Consider the following 18,781-nt stretch of genomic DNA (forward strand, 5'->3'; position numbering starts at 1 on the left):
ACAAAAAATTACGAGGTATTTTTTTGTAATGACACGCCAAGATTGACTGATCCTGACTCTATGAAAAATGTCTAATCTTAAAAAATGTAATGACAAAAGAATGTTGCGACAATATGTGTCGCTTACAAAAGCATCAGGTCTTTTTTTCTGAAAAAAACTCACCATAATGCTTTCATAGACGCCAACAAGACCATTGAAGAAAGTGAAGCGTTATTTAATTTGTTGTGAAACACCATTGGGCAGTATTTGAAACATCTGAATTTTGACGGAGATTTTTATGGTCACTTTAACTTTTGCAACGATACTCGGATTTGCTCTGATCGCTGTAGCATTGGCGGCCGTATTCTTTTCACCTTATCGTCATTGGCTAGGGTTTATGTTGGCGGGTATGGTCTTCTGGGGTTTACTTGAAGGTATTCGTTATAGTGTTCAACACGTCTTTGACATGTCCTTGGCATATAGTTATTTAACAGCGATTAGCTTAGCCATGGTGGCTTTAACGGCTTTCTTACTTCGCGAAGATAGTCGTGCGCAAAAGGCTTTAGAAAATCGTCGTTATATTGAACATACTCCTGTATATGAGGACGATTAAATCCTACTGATGACAAATGATATGTAGACCAAAACTGCGTGGTAACAATTTTATATTTAAAGGTGTATCAAAATGATATACCTTTTTTTTGCCTATACGTTTTGTTAAACAAAGCTGCATTTCCTTACTTATAAGATATGCTAGGATGAATCAATTATTTTTGATATTAAAAAAACGGACTTAAATTGTCATGAAACTATCTTCAATACCTGTTGTGAAATTACCTATCGTTGATGCAAGCACAGATCCACTAGACCTTTTGGTGTTAGGTTTGGCGTTGCGTATGAAACAATTGTCACGTACGAGTCCAAAATTTATTGAGTTAATTCATGATCGTCAGTTCCGTATTCAAATTGGTACAGATCTGGGTGTTGCACGTCAGATTTTAGTCAACAATGGTCAGATTGATTCTGTTTCAGGTGATGCAGAGAAAGCCGATTTCGTACTTCAGTTTGCTGATAGCGAGCAAGGTGTTAAAACCCTGATGAAAGGTGATCCAACTGCATTCATGACGGGTATGCAAAATGGCAGTATTAAAATGGAAGGTGATTTCAGCTTATTGGTATGGTTTAACCAAGTCGCTAAATTAATTCCACCAAAAATTCCTAAACCTGTAAAAGAAAAAATACAATTTGCTCGTCAATTTATTAAAGAAAAGACGGGTAAGTAATACAGCACCTAAATACGGACTTTTCTCGTTTTGATTCTAGAGATGAGTATTGAAATGCAAGAAAAAAAGCCCTCATCAGAGGGCTTTTTTAGTCATTCAACTTCAAGATTAAAGGTTACCGGACCATCATTGATGAGATGCACTTTCATATCCGCTGCAAAGATTCCTGTTTGTACATGTTCAAACTGAGATTTTGCGTATTCCACTAACTGTTCATACAGTTCTTTTGCTTCGAGAGGCGGCATTGCAGGGCCGAAGTCAGGACGCAAACCTTTTTGGGTTTGTGCCATCAGGGTAAATTGCGAGACTAATAATAACCCGCCTCCGGCTTGGCTAAGATTCCAACCCATTTTTCCTTGGTCATCATCAAAAAAACGGTATTTTAAAATCTTATCGATGAGCTTCTTACCTTTTTCAAAGTTATCTTCTTTGCCAATACCAATAAAAACTAAAATCCCTTTTTCGATTTGACCAGTAATCTCACCATCCACAACGACTTTCGCTTCAAGGACGCGTTGGAGTAAAGCACGCATAATTCAACCAAGTTTGATGTTTTTTAATTCAAATGAATTGTATCAAATTGGAAAAAAGAAAAGGGATAAAGTCGTCATCTATCCTCATAAGTTATTGATAAAAAAATAATTAATCTGAGTATGCACCTTTGATCTAATAAAACGATTGAAATAATAAAAATTAACCTTTTTACCAATTTTGTTAAAGAAGGTAATTTACGCCTGCAGGAAAGGTAAATTTGAGAGAGAAAACGATGTTTAAGCGTTCAATGTTAGTTGCAATGCTTGCAACTGCAACTGCAACTGCAACTGCAACTGCAACTGCGACAGCAGCATCAGCTGCACCATTAACAAAAGATAACGGCGCACCAGTGGGTGATAACCAAAATTCAATCACTGCAGGTCCAAATGGTTCTGTATTATTACAAGATGTACAGTTGATTCAAAAACTTCAACGTTTCGGTCGTGAGCGTATCCCTGAGCGTGTTGTACACGCACGTGGTACGGGAGCTTATGGTGAATTCCTTGCAACTAAAGATTTATCAGATCTTACTATTGCTTCACTTTTCAAAGCAGGTACGAAAACTCCAGTATTCTTACGCTTCTCTACAGTAATTCATGGTAAGCATTCTCCAGAAACTTTACGTGACCCACATGGCTTCGCAATTAAGTTTTATACTCAAGAAGGTAACTGGGATTTAGTAGGTAACCAAACGCCTGTATTCTTCATTCGTGATGCGATCAAGTTCCCAGACTTCATCCACGCAATGAAACCAAGCCCAATTGACAACGTTCAAGACGCTAACCGCGTATTTGACTTCTTGTCTAGCCAGCCATGGGCAACAAATATGTTGACTTATGTATATGGTAACCAAGGTGTTCCTACGAGCTACCGTGAACAAGACGGTTTCGGTGTACATGCATTCAAATTGTACAACGACAAAGGCGAATATAAATACGTTAAATTTAACTTCCGTTCTAAGCAAGGTGTTAAAGGTCTAAACGTTAAAGAAGCTGCTGAATTACAAGGTAAAGACTTCAACCACTTAACGAATGATCTTTATAAGAACATCAATGCGGGCAATTTCCCGAAATGGGATCTTTATATCCAAGTGTTGGATCCTAAAGATTTGAATAGCTTCGATTTCGATCCACTTGATCCAACTAAAATCTGGCCTACTGATTTAGTACCAGAAACAAAAGTGGGTACTTTGACATTAAATCGTATGCCGAAGAATTTCTTCCAAGAAACGGAACAAGTTGCTTTAGCACCAGGTAATTTGGTACCAGGTATTGAGCCATCAGAAGACCGCTTACTTCAAGGTCGTATCTTCTCTTACTCTGATACACAAATGTACCGTTTGGGTGCAAATCATCAGCAAATTCCAGTAAACCGTCCTTTGGTAAATGTGAACAACAACAATCAAGACGGTTATATGAATGTTGGTGCAACTTCATCTAACGTGAATTACGAACCAAGCCGTATGGAGCCAAAACCATCTACAGCGAAAGCTCGTGCTGTTGAAACTCCACTTTCTGGTACGGTTCAGCAACGTGGTGTGAAGGAGCAAAACTTTAAGCAAGCGGGTGATTTATACCGTTCATACTCTGCTAAAGAGAAATCTGACCTCATTATGAACTTAGCAGCTGATCTTGGTAACGTAAAAGATTCAGAAACTAAACACATCATGTTGTCTTATTTCTATAAAGCAGATGCTGATTACGGCACACGTATGACTAAAGCTGTAAACGGTAACTTAGCGACTGTTAAAGCGAAAGCGGCAGCTTTAAAAGACTAATCAAGATTAGTCCTTGAATTGGTGATTAGGGTCTAAGGTGTCACCTCAAAAAAGTCCTGTAAAACTCAATTCCTTTCCTGCAACCCTAGGGGAGTTTTACAGGCACTCGTTATCGAATTTAAACTCAGGTGAGGGAAGAATGAAAAATATTGTATATAGTTTATTAATCGCTTTACTGAGTTTAAATTCAGTAATGCTTCACGCTCAAACGACGTCTGTCAGTAGCTCACAACAATCAGATCAGAAAGAAGTAATTGACTTATTTTTTGCAGCCGCGAAAACAGGAAATAAAGAAGTTATTCATGAATTTTTGAAACATGGTTTTCCAGTCAATATTAAAAACCATGCTGGTTTTACACCATTAATGATGGCGACCTACTATGGTAATCAAGATATTGTAACGACTCTATTGGAAAACGGCGCAGACCGCTGTGCTCGTGATAATAAGGGTAATACAGCTTTGATGGGCGCTATCTTTAAGCTTGAATGGTCGATTGCCAAACAATTGCGCCAGGTCGATTGTGATGCTCAAGCGAAACAGACAGGACACAAGACCACAGAAGAATTCGCAAAAGTTATTGGGCAAGATAAAGCATTGAAAGCTTTGACTGAGTCATATAGTCAAGACAATTCAAAAAAAATAATCAGTTTAAGTTTTAGTAATTAGTCGAATAATCTTCGACAATTACTAAAACGAGCTATGAATCGCAACAAAATATGCTTTAATGCAATAAGTTGCTAAAAACTGAAAAATAATATGTCTGCCATTATTCAATCCTTACTTGATACTGACTTGTATAAATTCACGATGTTACAAGTGGTATTACATCAATTTCCTCAAACGGATAGTGTCTATCAATTTCGTTGTCGTAACCTTGAAGATACAGCCTATCCACTCGTGGATATATTAGAGGAACTGAACGAACAGTTAGATTTACTGTGTCAGCTCAAATTTAAAGAAGACGAATTACAATATTTAAGAAGTTTGCGCTTTATTAAAAGTGATTTTGTAGACTATTTAGAATTATTTCAACTTAAGCGCCGCTTTATTAAAGCCAGTATCGATGATCAAGGCCGTTTAGATATCCGTATCGAAGGACCTATGGTTCAAGCAATGATGTTTGAAATTTTCGTACTTGCAATTGTCAATGAACTCTATTTTCATCGTATTCGCGATGAGCAGGTATTGGCAGAAGGAGAGCGCCGTCTTAAAGCTAAAATTGAATTGTTGAAACACTATGAAAGTAGTCAACAACCGAATGATCCACCATTTCTTGTTTCCGATTTTGGAACACGCCGTCGCTATAGTTTTGACTGGCAGAAACATGTGGTGGAAGAGTTTAATAAGGCTGCACCACATATTTTTCGTGGCACCAGTAATGTTTTATTGGCAAAGCAGTTGGGTATTACACCCATTGGTACGATGGCGCATGAATTTTTACAAGCTTTCCAAGCACTGGATGTTCGCTTACGTGATTTCCAAAAAGCTGCACTTGAAACTTGGGTGCAGGAATATCGCGGAGATTTAGGCATTGCACTGACAGATGTTGTTGGTATGGATGCATTCCTAAGAGACTTTGATTTGTATTTTGCCAAATTGTTTGATGGTCTACGACATGACAGTGGTGATCCATATGAGTGGGGCGATAAAGCCTATGCACATTATAAAAAATTAAAAATTGACAGCAAAACTAAAATGCTCACTTTCAGTGATGGTCTAAACTTAGAGAAGGCATGGGATTTGCATCAATATTTTAAAGATCGTTTCCAAGTTAGTTTCGGGATTGGTACTAACCTCACCAATGATATGGGACAAACTGCTTTGAATATTGTTCTAAAGTTAGTCGAATGCAATGGTCAATCGGTAGCTAAACTCTCTGATAGCCCAGGAAAAACGATGACCGATAATGATACCTTCCTTGCATATTTGCGTCAGGTATTTGATGTTGAGTCTCCTTAATCATAATTTCCCTTTTCTGATTTTTTGCTAATACCATGCAAAAAATCAGAATAATTTTGAAAAAGTCTTGTGCTAAGATTTGAACAAGGCCAATAGAACTATTCAATAAATATGACCACTAACGCTTTTGATTTCGGTCTGCTCATTGAAGCAGAACAACTTGTTCCTCATTTAGGAAGTGAAAAGTTACGTATTGTTGATTTGACCCGAAGTTCGGTCTATGAGCAATTACATATTCCGCATGCTATACATTTGAAGCCAAAATTTTTAGTGCGCCAAGAGGAACAAGCTACGGGTTTATTGCCTGATGATGAAGGGCTTCAGCAGCTAGTCCAGATATTAAACATATCACCTGAGCATCATGTCGTGGTCTATGATGATGAAGGTGGGGCATGGGCTGGTCGACTGATCTGGAATCTACACTGTATGGGTTTTTATAACACCAGTTTATTAAATGGTGGTATTCATGCATGGTTAGGCGCCAACTATCCTACTTCTTCAGAAGTTGAAGAGGTTCAGCCAGTCACATGTCTTTTTCAAGTTAAGACATCCAATGTTGATCAACACCGTATTGATTATTCAACTTTAATAAAAAAAATTGAAAATAAAACTTGCCAAGTATGGGACTGCCGAACTGCTGAGGAGTATACCGGGCAACGTCTCGCGGCACGTCGTGGTGGACATATTCCAACGGCTAGACATTTTGAGTGGAGTACTGCACTTAATCGTCAAAATCATTTAAAATTGCACCCCTTAGAACGCACGCAACAACGTTTAGAACAATTGGGCTTTCAATTTGATCAGCCAGTCGTCGTATATTGTCAGTCTCATCACCGTTCAGGTTTAGCTTACATTATTGGTCGATTACTGGGTTGGGATATCCAAGCTTATGATGGTGCGTGGAGCGAGTGGGGCAACCGCCTCGACAGTCCAATCATTACTGGAGAGTCACCTGAGTGAGTCTGACAAATTTAAAAAAGAAACTATTTATTCAAGCGCAGCAAATCGTCCCGCAACAAAAACTCAGCCGTTTGGTGGGTAAAGTCGCAGCCAGTGAAAACCCAGTATTAAAGAATGTTGTCATTCAAGCATTTAAAGCAAAATATGGCATTGATATGTCAATTGCTGAGCAACAAAATGCCTTGAAATTTAAATCCTTTAATGAGTTTTTCACTCGCTCTTTGAAAACAGGCGTTCGTTCAATTGATCCTAATCCTAAAAGTGTCGTGTCACCTGCAGACGGTGCAATTTCACAATTGGGTAAAATCAATGAGGGCGATATTTTTCAGGCAAAAGGTCAAAGCTTTTCAGTTGAAAAGTTAATTGGTGATCCTCAATTGGCAGCACCATTCAAAAATGGTGAATTTGCAACCGTATACTTATCACCGCGTGATTATCATCGTGTGCATATGCCTTATTCTGGTACATTGACTGAAACTTTATATATTCCAGGTGAATTATTTTCAGTCAACCAAACTACAGCTGAAAATATTCCGGGTTTGTTTGCACGTAATGAACGAATGGTATGTTTATTCGATACTGATGTGGGTCGTATGGCTGTTGTTTTAGTTGGCGCAATGATTGTTGCTGGAATTGAAACTGTTGCGACAGGTAAAGTAAAACCAACAGGTCGCTTAGAGCTGAACCATCATGCGATGAAACTTGAAAAAGGTGATGAGCTCGGGCGTTTTTATTTGGGTTCAACTGCTGTAGTTTTGTTTGAGAAAGATAAAATGCAATGGGACCAAGCATTTAAGGCGAACTCAACTGTAGTAATGGGTGAAGCGTTAGGTCATCTTATTTGAGTGTATCTTCTGAATAAAAAAAAGCGCCTTAGGCGCTTTTTTTTATTCGTGCATTTTATACAAGCGTTCTTTGGGAAACACGGCAATAAATGTAGAGCCTTCGTTTTCTTTCGACTCGATTTCAATATGTGCGCCATGTTGCATAAGTACGTGCTTAACGATGGCAAGGCCTAAACCAGTACCACCTGTTTGACGACTGCGTGCACTATCCACACGATAAAAACGTTCAGTTAAACGCGGTAAGTGTTTTGGATCAATTCCAATACCAGTATCCTGAACAGAAAAATAGCCACGTTCTCCATCATCATGCCAACCGATGGTGATGGTGCCACCTTTCGGGGTGTACTTTATGGCATTGGTAATTAAGTTACTAAACGCACTCGCCAATTCCATATCTGAACCAATTAAGTCACAGTGGCTGTCTATATCAAGGTTAAGTGTATGACCATAATCAATATTGTAAGCTTGCGCATCATCGAACAGATGGTTCATTAAACTTGGCATTTCGATAATTTGATTTTTCGCAATTTGTTTTTCATTTTCTAAACGAGACAAAAGCAAAAGATCATTGACCAATGCATTCATGCGTTTAGTTTGCGATTGCATTTGTTCAAAGGCACGTTTCCAGCGCGGATTGATATCTTCTTGATCTGTGAATGTTTCTATATACCCACTTAACACTGTGAGTGGTGTTCTTAATTCATGTGAAATATTGTCAACAAAATCTGAACGCATTTGCTCGAGATTTTTCATACGGGTAATGTCGTGCGCAACTAAGAGGCGACTTTCATTGCCAAAGCGAGTCAGTTTAATTTGCGCATACTTATTATCATGGTTCACCAATTTAATTTTTACACCATCTGGTGCTTGATGGGTATTATGAAAATATTCAATAAAATCAGGTTGGCGAATAATCGTGAGTAGGTTGCGGCCACGATCAACAGCTTGAATACCAAATAACTTTTCCGCAGCAGGATTCCACCATTCGATTTGATGGGAATCATCCGTAAGAATAATCGCCTCTGATAAAGCCACAAGAGAAGATTGGGTCCGATCGATCAGTCCAACCATTTCAGACTGTACAATACGTTCTTGGCGTTGAGACCGATATACATTGAACAGTAATGCCCCCCAGATTCCATTTAAATTTGGTGGTACATCGTAAGGACGATTCGAAATCCAATCATTGACTAAATATAATGAGCGTAATTGGATACCAAAAAATATGAGACAGGCAATGCCTAAGCATATCCAAAGATAGCCAATCCCTAACCCGATACAGCCCGCAATAATCAGTAGAAATACCAGTAAACGTAAGTCTTGCTTGGCAAAAGTCCATAAACTGCTATATAGAAACTTTTGATGTTCACGTGCCAATTCTGGGACGGGGTAGGGTTCGTACATAAAATCTAAATTAACCTAAAGCAACATCAGCTCGTGTTGAAAAACGATAGCCAGTACCACGCACAGTTTGAACATAACGGTCTGCACCATAAGGTTCGAGCACTTTACGTAAGCGACGGATATGGACGTCGATGGTTCTGTCTTCAATATACACATTTCCACCCCATACCTGATCAAGTAATTGAGCACGGGTATAGGCACGTTCTGGATGAGTCATAAAGAATGCCAATAGACGATATTCTGTTGGCCCCATATCAAGAATATTTTGATTATAGCTGACACGTTGGCTTACTGGGTCAAGAATTAAGCCATTTGCATCAATGGTTTTTTCGCCATTTAACGCATTTGCACGTCTTAACACCGCTTTAATACGGGATACCAACTCACGTGTTGAAAATGGTTTCGTCATATAGTCATCTGCACCAGCATCAAGACCTTGAACTTTATGGTCTTCTTCGCCACGCGCAGTCAACATAATGACTGGAATTTCTGAAAGTGTTTCATCACGCTTAAGGCGACGACACAAATCTACGCCACTCACCCCACCCGGTAACATCCAGTCGAGTAGGATAAGCGCTGGACGTTGATCAACAATCATTTGATGTGCTTGTTTCGCATCTTCTGCTTCCAAGCATTGAAAGCCTGCCATATCTAAAGAAGTATGGATCATTTCCCGAATTGGGAGCTCGTCGTCGACAATTAAAATGTAGTCATCTTTCACAACGCAATATCCTATGATGAACGGTGAACCGTTTTATATTTATGACAGGCTTATTACAAAGATTAATTATGACAGTATCATTGCAAGATGGAAATCGAAGTTAAATATAGCAATGTTTTGTGACAATTAAGCTGATATTTTGTCTCATTGATATTCATTAATCATGAATTAAATCAATATCTTAAATTTACTTACGATTTGTCACAATTTCTTCATCTTAATTTGATGCTACTTTTTCATTAGATCATTCAATAGGGCGAGAAAAACAGTTTTACATGCCTGAACGACCTCAGCACGTGGAAGTTTAAAACCACCCACCACCCAGCGAACAGCAACTTGAGTGACATAGCCATTTAGACCAGTTGCAATCAAGGAGATCTCTTTTTCAGTGAGATGGGTATGTGGCATCATCAATGTGACAAAGGCATGAATCATTCGGTCGAAACGGCCCATTGTTTCTTGAATGGTTGCATGATTATGAAGTTCTTGGACGAGCATTGCATCAATATAAATAATCCGAGCGGTACGCGGATCATCTTCTAAAAAACTAAAGAATGCATTTAGACCTGCATCAATCATGTTTAGAGGCTCAGGAGAGGCTTTCATAATAGCTTGCATTAATGTTTGTTGAAGCTTCTCAATCAGTTCTAAAAAGATCGTTTGGAATAAGTTTTCACTTTTCTTAAAAGATTCATAAAAGTAACGTTCAGTTAATTTCGCTTGTGTGCAAATATCTTTAACGGTTACTGAGAAAAAACCATGAGTTCCATATGCTTCAATACCCGCTTCAATAAGTTTCTCACGACGCGCTTGTTTGCGCGCAGTTAAGGACATCCCTTTAAATTGACGCTCTTTTGCAGGAGGCTTTTCAATCGCTTGCTCGTGTTCTGATGGAGTGAGGTTCTCTGGGTTCATAGCAATTCGAGTCTTTTTATAAAAGTGTTATGCTGCGGTCAGTATAGATTACCGATCAGCTAAAGATACTAAATTGGCCTATAGTAACAATAAAAATGGTCGATAGTTACATTGACAATAATAATTGTCAAAATTATAGTGAACATGAATGACCCAGATCAACGCTGTGGTGCATAAAAATCAAAAAAAGGATTCACAATGAAAAATTTTAAAAACAAAGTGGCTGCAATCACAGGTGCAGGTTCTGGTATTGGTCAACAACTTGCGGTGTTACTGGCTAAGCAAGGTTGTCATTTGTCTTTAAGTGACGTAAATGAAAAGGGCTTAGCAGAAACTGTTGAACTGACGAAGAATGCAAATGTACGAGTCACAACCAAGAAAGTAGATGTTGCGAATCGTGACGAAGTTAAAGCATGGGCGGCTGAAACTGTACAGAATCATGGTTCAGTGAACATGATTTTCAACAATGCTGGGGTGGCATTGGGTTCGACCGTTGAAGGCGCAACATACGAAGAGTTGGAATGGATTGTTAACATTAACTTTTGGGGTGTCGTGTACGGCACCAAAGAATTCTTACCATATATTAAGAAAACAGGTGATGGACACATTATCAACATTTCAAGTCTATTCGGTTTAACTGCGCAACCAACTCAGTCTGCTTATAATGCAACTAAATTTGCTGTACGTGGTTTCACTGAATCTCTTCGTCAAGAGCTAGATATTGAAAATGTGGGTGTGAGCGCGCTTTGCGTACATCCAGGTGGCATTCGTACCAATATTGCGAAAGCTGCAAAAATGAATGACAGTTTAAAATCTTTGGGCATGAATCCACAGAAATCTGCACAGACATTCGATAAATTATTACGTTGTCCACCTGAAGAAGCAGCGCGTCAAATTCTAGAAGCAGTGCAAAAAGATCGCCGTCGTTTACTGATTGGTAACGATGCGAAAGTGATTGATTTAATGCAACGTGTGATGCCAACGGGCTATCAAAAAGTGACTGCATTTGCGACTAAAATGAGTAAACGTTTCGATTCTAAATAATCGTTAAAAAAACCCGCGTCATGCGGGTTTTTTATTTTCTTGATTTTTAATTTAAATCAGTACTTGAACAGTTTTCTTTTTCCAAACAAATTGATAATACAAACCTTGCATCACACATAAGCAAACGAAAGCCAAAGCATAAGCGTACCAGATTCCCGCCAGCCCCCACCATGCGCTAAATAGATAAGCTGCTGGGAGTTCAATACAGAGTATGGCTACAATATTGATGATCATTGGCATAGTCACAGTGCCACTTGCACGCATAATTGAGGCGAAAATAGCACTCGCGCCAAAAAATAAAATTGACCACAGCACAATAAACAATAATTGTTGCCCGAGTATCACAACTTTTTCATCTGTAATAAATAATGCCATGAGATATTTTGAGAACAAATAAGCCAAGATTACAAGCCCGCCTGTAAAGACAAAATTCATGCCCAGTGCTGTTTTAGTTACACGTGATAAAGAATCCGCTTTACCTGCACCAATCGCTTGAGCCCCAAAAATAGAGGCGGCAATTGCGATAGACAGAGCAGGGAATTGGATATAGTTCAAAACCTGATTAACTGCGCCATAAGCAGCTGTTGCTTCTGATCCATAGCGATTGACCAAGCCGACAATGACTAACCCTGCCACAGAGGTCGTGACCATTTGAATGCCTGTAGGAACGCCAAGCCTGAGAATAATTTTGCTTAGTTCAGGATTGTGGCGTACATGTTTACACATTGCTAAATCTGGACGTAATGGATGATTTTTTTTATTTAAATAAACGTACAGAAAAATAAGCACGGCCAAATAACCCACAATCGTGGCGATGGCAGGTGCAATGATACCCAATTGAGGAAATCCAAAATATCCAGCGATGAGAACAGGAGTAATAAAGAGCCCAATTAGACTGGTCATTCCCAAAGCGATGAGAGGTGTAATGCTATCACCGACACCACGTAAGATAGAGGTATAAATAATATAGATAAAGAGGAGTGGGCTACCTGCTAACATCCATTGAACATAAGGCAAAGATAAATGCATGACACTTGGGTCTGTGCCCAAGGCCTCAAGAATGTGGCGTGCAGATAGAACACCTAAAATGGCAATAATCGTCCCGCCGATCAATGTCATAAAAATAGTAGAGCCGACAACTGCTCGAACTTTTTCTAAATTTTGTGCTCCCCACGCTTGACCAACCAATACCGTCGAGCCAGCCGAAAGCCCAATTACAAAAGCCAAGAGACAGAACAAAATAGGGAAGAAGACAGAAACAGCAGCAATTGCTTGAACGCCCATCATTTGCCCGACGAAGATCGTATTAATTGTGCCGGATAAATTTTGCAGGATATTGGTTGCAATCAGCGGAACTAAAAAAACTAAAAAAACTTTCCAGAAACCAGGTTCATCAATCGGCCGTAAGGTTCTCGCCATATATAAGTCTTATCCATTATTGTTTTCTATATCAACGGATTGACCTTAGCACCTTATCATTCAAATTGCTTTAGTAACAAAGTAATCCGTTGCATCTCTTTTCGTTATTGTGATTAAACCTTCGTTAAAATTTCTCCTGCAAGATGCAAGGTTTCCTCTTGTTTTGCAAAGCAGACCCGAATGAGCTTCAGATCTTGAGGTGGCTGTTGATAAAACACTGATATAGGAATCGCTACCAGTTTGTGTTGTTCTGCAAGATATTGGCACATTTCTATATCTGTGAGCTCAGGTCTTAGTGTACTGAAATCTAAGTTTTGAAAATAAGTTCCTGGTGACGGCAGATATTGAAATTTTGAATGTTGAATTCCATGGATGAATAAGTCACGTTTAGCTTGATAAAAATTGGGGAGATCTAAAATATGTTCAGGATGTTGTTCGATGAAGTGATTAAGCGCGACTTGAATCGGATGGACACCACAGAAATTGGCAAATTGATAAATTTGACGAAATACTTTCATCAGTGCCTGAGGTGCAACGCAATATCCAGTTTTCCAACCAGTAACATGAAACGTTTTTCCGAATGAACCAATCACAAAACTACGATCTCGAAGTTCAGGAAAACTAAGCGCAGAATAATGTTGTTGACCATCAAACACTAAATGTTCATAGACCTCGTCAGAAAGTACACAAATGTTTTTATCCTGAATCAACTCGATCAGTTGTTGCCAATCTTGCTTGGACCAAATTGCACCTGAGGGATTATGTGGTGTATTTACAATGATTAATCGCGTTCGTTCATTTATTCGATCTTTCACCACATTCCAGTCAACATGGAAGTCTGGATGTACCAAGTTGATATGGATCGCTTGCGCCCCAGCGAGTTTCACTGCAGGTGCATAACTGTCATAAGCAGGATCGAAAATAATTACTTCATCTCCAGCATTTACAACAGCTTGAATCGCACACAAAATTGCAGTCGTTGCACCAGGTGTAATGGTAATTTCGCTGATCGGGTCTAAATGGACTTGGTCTCGTTGGCAGAATTGGGCTGCAATTTTTTGTCTTAAACTCAGCAGACCGTCACCAGGTGGATATTGGTTATAGCCTTGTTGTGTGGCTTGAGCTAAAGCTGCAATTAATTCAGGAGGAGGTGGAAAATCAGGAAAACCTTGAGAAAGATTTAACGCGTTCAACTTTTGGGCGAGTGCTGACATCACGCTAAAAATAGTGACACCTAAGTCTGGTAATTTAGATTCAATTTTAATCATGCTGGATAGTAATATTTAGCCCGTTTCTTCGTAGTTTAGCAGTTGAAATGCCTGCACTAAATACAAATATCTGCGACATATTCGTTTTAATTTTCATAAGATTCTAATGATCTTCAATTAAGTTTAAAACCTTAGATGATCTATGTGATCTCATGTTAAAAATGATTGATCTGACTTTGCTTCATTTCATTTTTTAACCAATTTAAAAAAATAATCTTCCGAGGATCTTCAATAAATCTAGTATGGGACAGTAGATAATAGGCAGAACCATCCTGAAGAATTGGTGTTATTTTATTTACAGACTTGAGCTCTAATTCTTTTTCAATCATGTAGATAGAAATGATCGTCTTTCCTAAGCCAGCCAAGCAGCCTTCTAAACATAAGTAAAAATGCTCTAATTCTATTTTGGAATGTTTCTTCAAAATATCTTTGAGTTCATCCAATTGGTGTAATTTTTTTGAAAAATAAGGGCGTGATTTAGAAATTAACAATTCTTTGGTTTTAGGGTGGTGAGATGCTTGGACTGCCACAATATATTCATCGCCAATTTTCTCACTAAACAGATGCGATCCCCATTCAAAATCATTTCTTCGTATTGCGATATCGATATTATCTTTTTCAAAGTCGACTACACCACCACCTGTGAGCAAAACCACTTCAAAATCATGTCCAAGTTTTTTAAATTCAACAAGTCTTGGAATTAACCACTTCATCGAAATGGTTGGTTCACAGGACAGTACCAATTGTTTGTTTTCAGTTTTATTTTGAGTTAGTCCAATTAAACAATCATCCAATTGATTGAAAATATTCTGAGCGCAATGAAAAAGAGTTTCTCCTTCTTTGGTGAGTATCAAGGTTTTATTTCGTCGTTCAAATAATGTGATATTTAATATTTCTTCGAGATTGTAAATTTGCTTACTGACGGCACTTTGCGTAACAAATAATTTCTTTGCTGCAATCGTGACACTGCTGTATTTAGCGACAAAATAAAAAAACTTCAGTGAATTCAAAGATATTTTTTCTATCATTCCAAAAACTCATATATTTTTAGTCGATTTTATTGATTTTATTTTTTTAACTTTTGTTCAAAATGAAGATTACCAAAAGCAAAATAAAGCTAATACAATGGAAAATATATTAAAATTCAGTCCATTTAACAAGCAGCATCTCGATGAATACACATATTCAAAAGAGATAATCAAAAAGGGTTATGCGTTTATTGATTTAAATACATTCCAAGAAATACAGAAAAATAATAATTTTCACGATGTTAATGAGCAAGATGTCAGTGATTTTATAGACAGTTGGAACGCTCTAGATTTAGATCAATTTATGTCGGATAAAGGTAAATATCGAACAAGAAAACATGCAACTTTTACTATTAATGATAAGCATAAAATTTTACTGAAAAATTCTTATATTCCTCATTTTCAGACGATTGAATACAACACTTTGAATGGTGGAATTGCGAGATATTTTTCAGAGATTGATAAAAATACAATTGAAAATCCAATTTTTAGAAATTTACTACAATTCGCATATCTCACCTTTTCAGAAATTGAAACTGAAAATTGGTTTATCGAAGCGCATCAATTTCGCATTGAAGCAAAATTTAACGATAGTGGTAAGCCAACCCCTGAAGGGATACATCGCGATGGGGTGGATTTCGTTTTAATGGCCATGATCAACCGTCAAAATGTTCAGGGTGGAATGACCCGAATTTATGACTTAAATAAGAATTTGAAAGCAGAATTTATGCTTGAAAATTTTTTAGATATCGCACTTGTGGATGATCATCAGGTCTATCACAGCGTAACGGAAATCAAAGTCAATGATTTTACGTTGGGTGATATTGGATTAAGAGATGTATTAGTGATCACGTTTAAAAAGGCATAATGAATGGGTGAGTTTATAGCAGTTATTCTCATCACCATACTTGCTGTTGTGAGTCCTGGTGCTGATTTCGCTATCGTGACAAAAAACAGTTACTTATATGGTAGAAGGATAGGTGTTCTCACTTCACTGGGAATCTCTTTAGGCGTGTTGATTCATGTGACTTATACGCTCATTGCTGTCGCATTTGTCATGGCGTATACACCTCAAATTCTAAATATTGTGAAGTATATTGGAGCGATCTATCTCATTTATATCGGTTATAAAACTTTTGTACAAAGTCCGGTTGTCGAGACGTCATCAACTGCTGCAATTAATCCTTTTCAAGCAGTGAAATATGGCTTTTTCACCAATGCACTTAATCCTAAAACGACTTTATTTGTGATTAGTACATACACTCAAATCATCAGTGTGAGTACGCCTAAAGCGATTCTGGTCGGTTATGGGCTATTTATGTCTTTTGCTCATTTTTTATGGTTTGGATTGGTGGCTTTGCTTTTTTCATCGATTGTTTTAAGACAGAAAATGTTAGCTAAGCAAGTACAGATTAACCGAGTGATTGGAACTGTATTATGTCTGCTAGGGATAGCACTTTTGTTTGCTAAATTTCAATAATAGGGTAGCAATATGAAAAAGATGGCTTTTATCGACATGGAAGGTGTTCTTGTTCCTGAAATATGGAAACACTTTTCAAATGTATACAATATCCCAGAGTTGGCGATTACAACTCGAGAAGTCGCAGACTATAAGTCTCTGATGGAATTTAGAATTAATTTACTGAAAGAAAATAAAATTCCTTTAAAACAATTAATCAATGACATTAAAGAACTGGATGTTATTCCAGATGCTAAGGAGTTTTTAGAATATTTGCAAAAGGCTGAAAATTTTGAAGTTAACATTATTTCAGATTGCTTTTATGAGTTTTTATTTCCCTTTTTTGAAAAATTAAATCTTCCTGTTAAAAATACATATTGTCATCACTTAGAAATTGGACCAGATGGATTTATAGAAAATGTTCTGTATACACGAGATAAAGGGAAACATGAAATTATTGTAAAGTTCCAAAAAGAAAACGTTTCAATGACCAATAGTATTGCGATCGGTGATGCATTTAATGATTTTTCGATGTTGCATTTAGTTGATTATGGTTTTTTATTTCAACCTTCAGAAGAAGTGAGAAAGAACTCTCCAGCTTATTTTTGTAAAGTAGACTCTTATCAAGATATTATTTCACATTTAAATCGTAAAAAAGTGATATAACTTCATAATATTATTGTAGTTTATATAAGATAAAGCAGATAGAAATGACTCTAGTGAGAGCTTAGTTATTTGAATGACTAAGAATAATAAATACAGCCCATTCATGCAGAAATGGGCTTTTTTATGAGGTCAATTCACAATGAATTCAATTTTAGTCAGCGACCAAATTTAAATTTCATTTCTAAGTTAAATCAAAAATTCAACTGCTGCTCGGATGATCCCTAATACCAAACCGATAAATGCACCAACGACAACACCGTTGACGCGGATCATATGTAGGTCACCACCCACTTCACTTTCAATCTTATCAATCATTTCTCGTGAGTCCCATTCGTGAATGCGTTCACTGATAAATAAAATGACTTTTTCGCTGTATTGATCACTGAGATTAACTGCCATTGAACTCATTTTTTCATTTAATAATTGGCGTAATGCAGGATTGGAAATGATGTTTTGACCGACTTGTTGAATCGCGACACGTAAATTTTCAGCAATACCTGAATCTGCTTTCTCCAAATCTTCACGAATGGCATTGCACAGAATGACGACTGCACCAGTAATAAAATTTAAAACTTGAGGACTATCTAACAATGCATTTTTAGTCTCATTTAATTTAAGACTCGCCTGACTTTCAGGATTTGCCAGTTCAGTCATTAAATGCTGTGCAATACTCTCAATTTTTTGACGCCATGGATGCTCTGGATCAGCCAACATTGACTCGACACGCTCTATCAAAGAGTCAATCGTTCTTTGTTGAACATCGATACCGATCCAACTTGCGCCTTTGGCTAAACGCCACACTCCGAGTTCTTTAAACAGGGTGCGGGTTAGCTCGCGAGTTTGTTCAGGATGTGAAGTGACCCAACCGTGCGCAACATCTAGACCACGTTGTAAAACATCTTGGTGGAAGTCATTTTCTAATACGGCACGAATCATTTCACTGGCCAGGGTATTGATTTGAGTGTTCTTCACCCACTGCACACTGTTAGTTTGAATAAACCTACCGACTTGTTCTTGTCCAACAAACTCAAAAACTTTAGGCACTGTTTGTTGAATCACTTGAGTCACTTGACGATTGTTATCTGGATTGGCTAGCCATTGTCCTGCTGCCAAACTTACATCTGCTTGACTCAAGCTTTTTGCCACAATCTGTGGCGATAGGAAGTTTTCTTGAACAAAACGTCCCATGGATTCTGCAATACGCGCTTTGTTACGTGGAATAATTTCGGTGTGATCTTTTAAAAACTTAGGGATAGGAATACGACCGAATGGATTCCGAAACAAAACCGTAATGGCATACCAATCTGCTAAACCACCAACCACACCTGCTTCAGCAGACAACATTAAAATATGAATAAGCCAAACATATTCTGGAAAAATTTTGGCAGCCACCATGAGCGATATCCAAGCCAACACAGCGACAACCAGTGCGATCATGGCAAAACGTTTGCTTCGATCCAAACTAGGGATAGTCATTGTTGGTGATGCGCTCATGCATAATTCCTATCTAAGCTGTTGT

At 37.9% G+C, this 18,781-nt stretch carries 19 protein-coding genes; 11 read left to right on the forward strand and 8 right to left on the reverse strand.

What is annotated here, in order from left to right:
• Nucleotides 1-277 precede the first annotated feature (277 nt).
• Nucleotides 278-592, forward strand: coding sequence for a ciprofloxacin tolerance protein AciT (gene aciT, locus FTV17_RS11365; RefSeq protein ID WP_035264816.1), 315 nt, complete (start codon nucleotides 278-280; stop codon nucleotides 590-592).
• Nucleotides 593-782: 190 nt separating this feature from the next.
• Nucleotides 783-1,262, forward strand: a complete 480-nt coding sequence (locus tag FTV17_RS11370; RefSeq protein WP_092766561.1) for an SCP-2 sterol transfer family protein — start codon at nucleotides 783-785, stop codon at nucleotides 1,260-1,262.
• 92 nt (nucleotides 1,263-1,354) lie between these two features.
• On the opposite strand, the gene dtd is transcribed toward FTV17_RS11370, so the two are convergent.
• Nucleotides 1,355-1,795: a D-aminoacyl-tRNA deacylase gene (dtd, locus tag FTV17_RS11375; RefSeq protein WP_035264810.1), complete on the reverse strand. Its 441-nt coding sequence runs from the start codon at nucleotides 1,793-1,795 to the stop codon at nucleotides 1,355-1,357.
• 233 nt (nucleotides 1,796-2,028) lie between these two features.
• Here dtd and FTV17_RS11380 point away from each other — a divergent pair, with 233 nt between their 5' ends.
• The 5 genes from FTV17_RS11380 to asd all read left to right on the forward strand — a co-directional run bounded on the left by FTV17_RS11380 (nucleotide 2,029) and on the right by asd (nucleotide 7,338).
• Entirely contained in the window at nucleotides 2,029-3,573 is a 1,545-nt protein-coding gene (locus FTV17_RS11380; RefSeq protein ID WP_179999631.1) for a catalase, read from the forward strand.
• 193 nt (nucleotides 3,574-3,766) lie between these two features.
• A complete protein-coding gene (locus FTV17_RS11385; protein WP_257219936.1) occupies nucleotides 3,767-4,240 on the forward strand; it encodes an ankyrin repeat domain-containing protein in 474 nt (157 codons plus the stop codon).
• 90 nt (nucleotides 4,241-4,330) lie between these two features.
• Nucleotides 4,331-5,533, forward strand: a complete 1,203-nt coding sequence (gene pncB, locus FTV17_RS11390; RefSeq protein ID WP_179999635.1) for a nicotinate phosphoribosyltransferase — start codon at nucleotides 4,331-4,333, stop codon at nucleotides 5,531-5,533.
• 111 nt (nucleotides 5,534-5,644) lie between these two features.
• Entirely contained in the window at nucleotides 5,645-6,493 is an 849-nt protein-coding gene (locus FTV17_RS11395; RefSeq protein ID WP_092766557.1) for a sulfurtransferase, read from the forward strand.
• Nucleotides 6,490-7,338, forward strand: a complete 849-nt coding sequence (asd, locus tag FTV17_RS11400) for an archaetidylserine decarboxylase (RefSeq protein WP_179999637.1) — start codon at nucleotides 6,490-6,492, stop codon at nucleotides 7,336-7,338. The genes FTV17_RS11395 and asd overlap by 4 nt, the downstream gene beginning before the upstream one ends.
• A gap of 42 nt (nucleotides 7,339-7,380) precedes the next feature.
• Here asd and phoR read toward each other — a convergent pair whose 3' ends face one another.
• From phoR to FTV17_RS11415, 3 genes are all read right to left on the reverse strand, one after another.
• On the reverse strand, nucleotides 7,381-8,742 hold the full coding sequence (gene phoR, locus FTV17_RS11405) for a phosphate regulon sensor histidine kinase PhoR (RefSeq protein WP_179999639.1): 1,362 nt from the start codon (nucleotides 8,740-8,742) through the stop codon (nucleotides 7,381-7,383).
• Nucleotides 8,743-8,752: 10 nt separating this feature from the next.
• Complete coding sequence (gene phoB, locus FTV17_RS11410) at nucleotides 8,753-9,463, reverse strand: phosphate regulon transcriptional regulator PhoB (RefSeq protein ID WP_035264799.1); 711 nt, start codon at nucleotides 9,461-9,463, stop codon at nucleotides 8,753-8,755.
• A gap of 228 nt (nucleotides 9,464-9,691) precedes the next feature.
• Entirely contained in the window at nucleotides 9,692-10,378 is a 687-nt protein-coding gene (locus tag FTV17_RS11415) for a TetR/AcrR family transcriptional regulator (protein ID WP_179999642.1), read from the reverse strand.
• 198 nt (nucleotides 10,379-10,576) lie between these two features.
• Between FTV17_RS11415 and FTV17_RS11420 the strand changes: the two genes are divergently transcribed.
• Nucleotides 10,577-11,422: an SDR family oxidoreductase gene (locus FTV17_RS11420; RefSeq protein WP_035264797.1), complete on the forward strand. Its 846-nt coding sequence runs from the start codon at nucleotides 10,577-10,579 to the stop codon at nucleotides 11,420-11,422.
• 51 nt (nucleotides 11,423-11,473) lie between these two features.
• Here the strand turns inward: FTV17_RS11420 and FTV17_RS11425 are convergent, their stop codons facing one another.
• The 3 genes from FTV17_RS11425 to FTV17_RS11435 form a co-directional block, all read right to left on the reverse strand.
• Nucleotides 11,474-12,841: an MATE family efflux transporter gene (locus FTV17_RS11425; protein ID WP_092766554.1), complete on the reverse strand. Its 1,368-nt coding sequence runs from the start codon at nucleotides 12,839-12,841 to the stop codon at nucleotides 11,474-11,476.
• A 113-nt stretch (nucleotides 12,842-12,954) separates the two neighbouring features.
• Entirely contained in the window at nucleotides 12,955-14,109 is a 1,155-nt protein-coding gene (locus FTV17_RS11430) for a methionine aminotransferase (RefSeq protein WP_179999644.1), read from the reverse strand.
• Between the two features lie 155 nt (nucleotides 14,110-14,264).
• Nucleotides 14,265-15,137: a LysR family transcriptional regulator gene (locus FTV17_RS11435; protein WP_179999646.1), complete on the reverse strand. Its 873-nt coding sequence runs from the start codon at nucleotides 15,135-15,137 to the stop codon at nucleotides 14,265-14,267.
• Between the two features lie 97 nt (nucleotides 15,138-15,234).
• On the opposite strand from FTV17_RS11435, the gene FTV17_RS11440 reads away from it, so the two are divergent.
• Genes FTV17_RS11440 through thrH form a run of 3 tightly spaced genes read left to right on the forward strand, consistent with a single transcriptional unit; the run spans nucleotide 15,235 to nucleotide 17,262 of the window.
• Nucleotides 15,235-16,005 (forward strand): 2OG-Fe dioxygenase family protein, encoded by a 771-nt coding sequence (locus FTV17_RS11440; protein ID WP_179999648.1) that lies wholly within the window; start codon nucleotides 15,235-15,237, stop codon nucleotides 16,003-16,005.
• 3 nt (nucleotides 16,006-16,008) lie between these two features.
• The gene (locus tag FTV17_RS11445) at nucleotides 16,009-16,617 is read left to right on the forward strand and encodes a LysE family translocator (RefSeq protein ID WP_035264787.1); all 609 of its coding nucleotides are present in this window, start codon (nucleotides 16,009-16,011) and stop codon (nucleotides 16,615-16,617) included.
• 12 nt (nucleotides 16,618-16,629) lie between these two features.
• A complete protein-coding gene (gene thrH, locus FTV17_RS11450; RefSeq protein WP_179999650.1) occupies nucleotides 16,630-17,262 on the forward strand; it encodes a bifunctional phosphoserine phosphatase/homoserine phosphotransferase ThrH in 633 nt (210 codons plus the stop codon).
• 186 nt (nucleotides 17,263-17,448) lie between these two features.
• On the opposite strand, the gene FTV17_RS11455 is transcribed toward thrH, so the two are convergent.
• Nucleotides 17,449-18,756: a DUF445 domain-containing protein gene (locus tag FTV17_RS11455; RefSeq protein WP_179999652.1), complete on the reverse strand. Its 1,308-nt coding sequence runs from the start codon at nucleotides 18,754-18,756 to the stop codon at nucleotides 17,449-17,451.
• Nucleotides 18,757-18,781 lie beyond the last annotated feature (25 nt).

It is taken from the genome of Acinetobacter sp. YH12239, from assembly GCF_013417635.1.
Taxonomy (GTDB): Bacteria; Pseudomonadota; Gammaproteobacteria; order Pseudomonadales; family Moraxellaceae; genus Acinetobacter.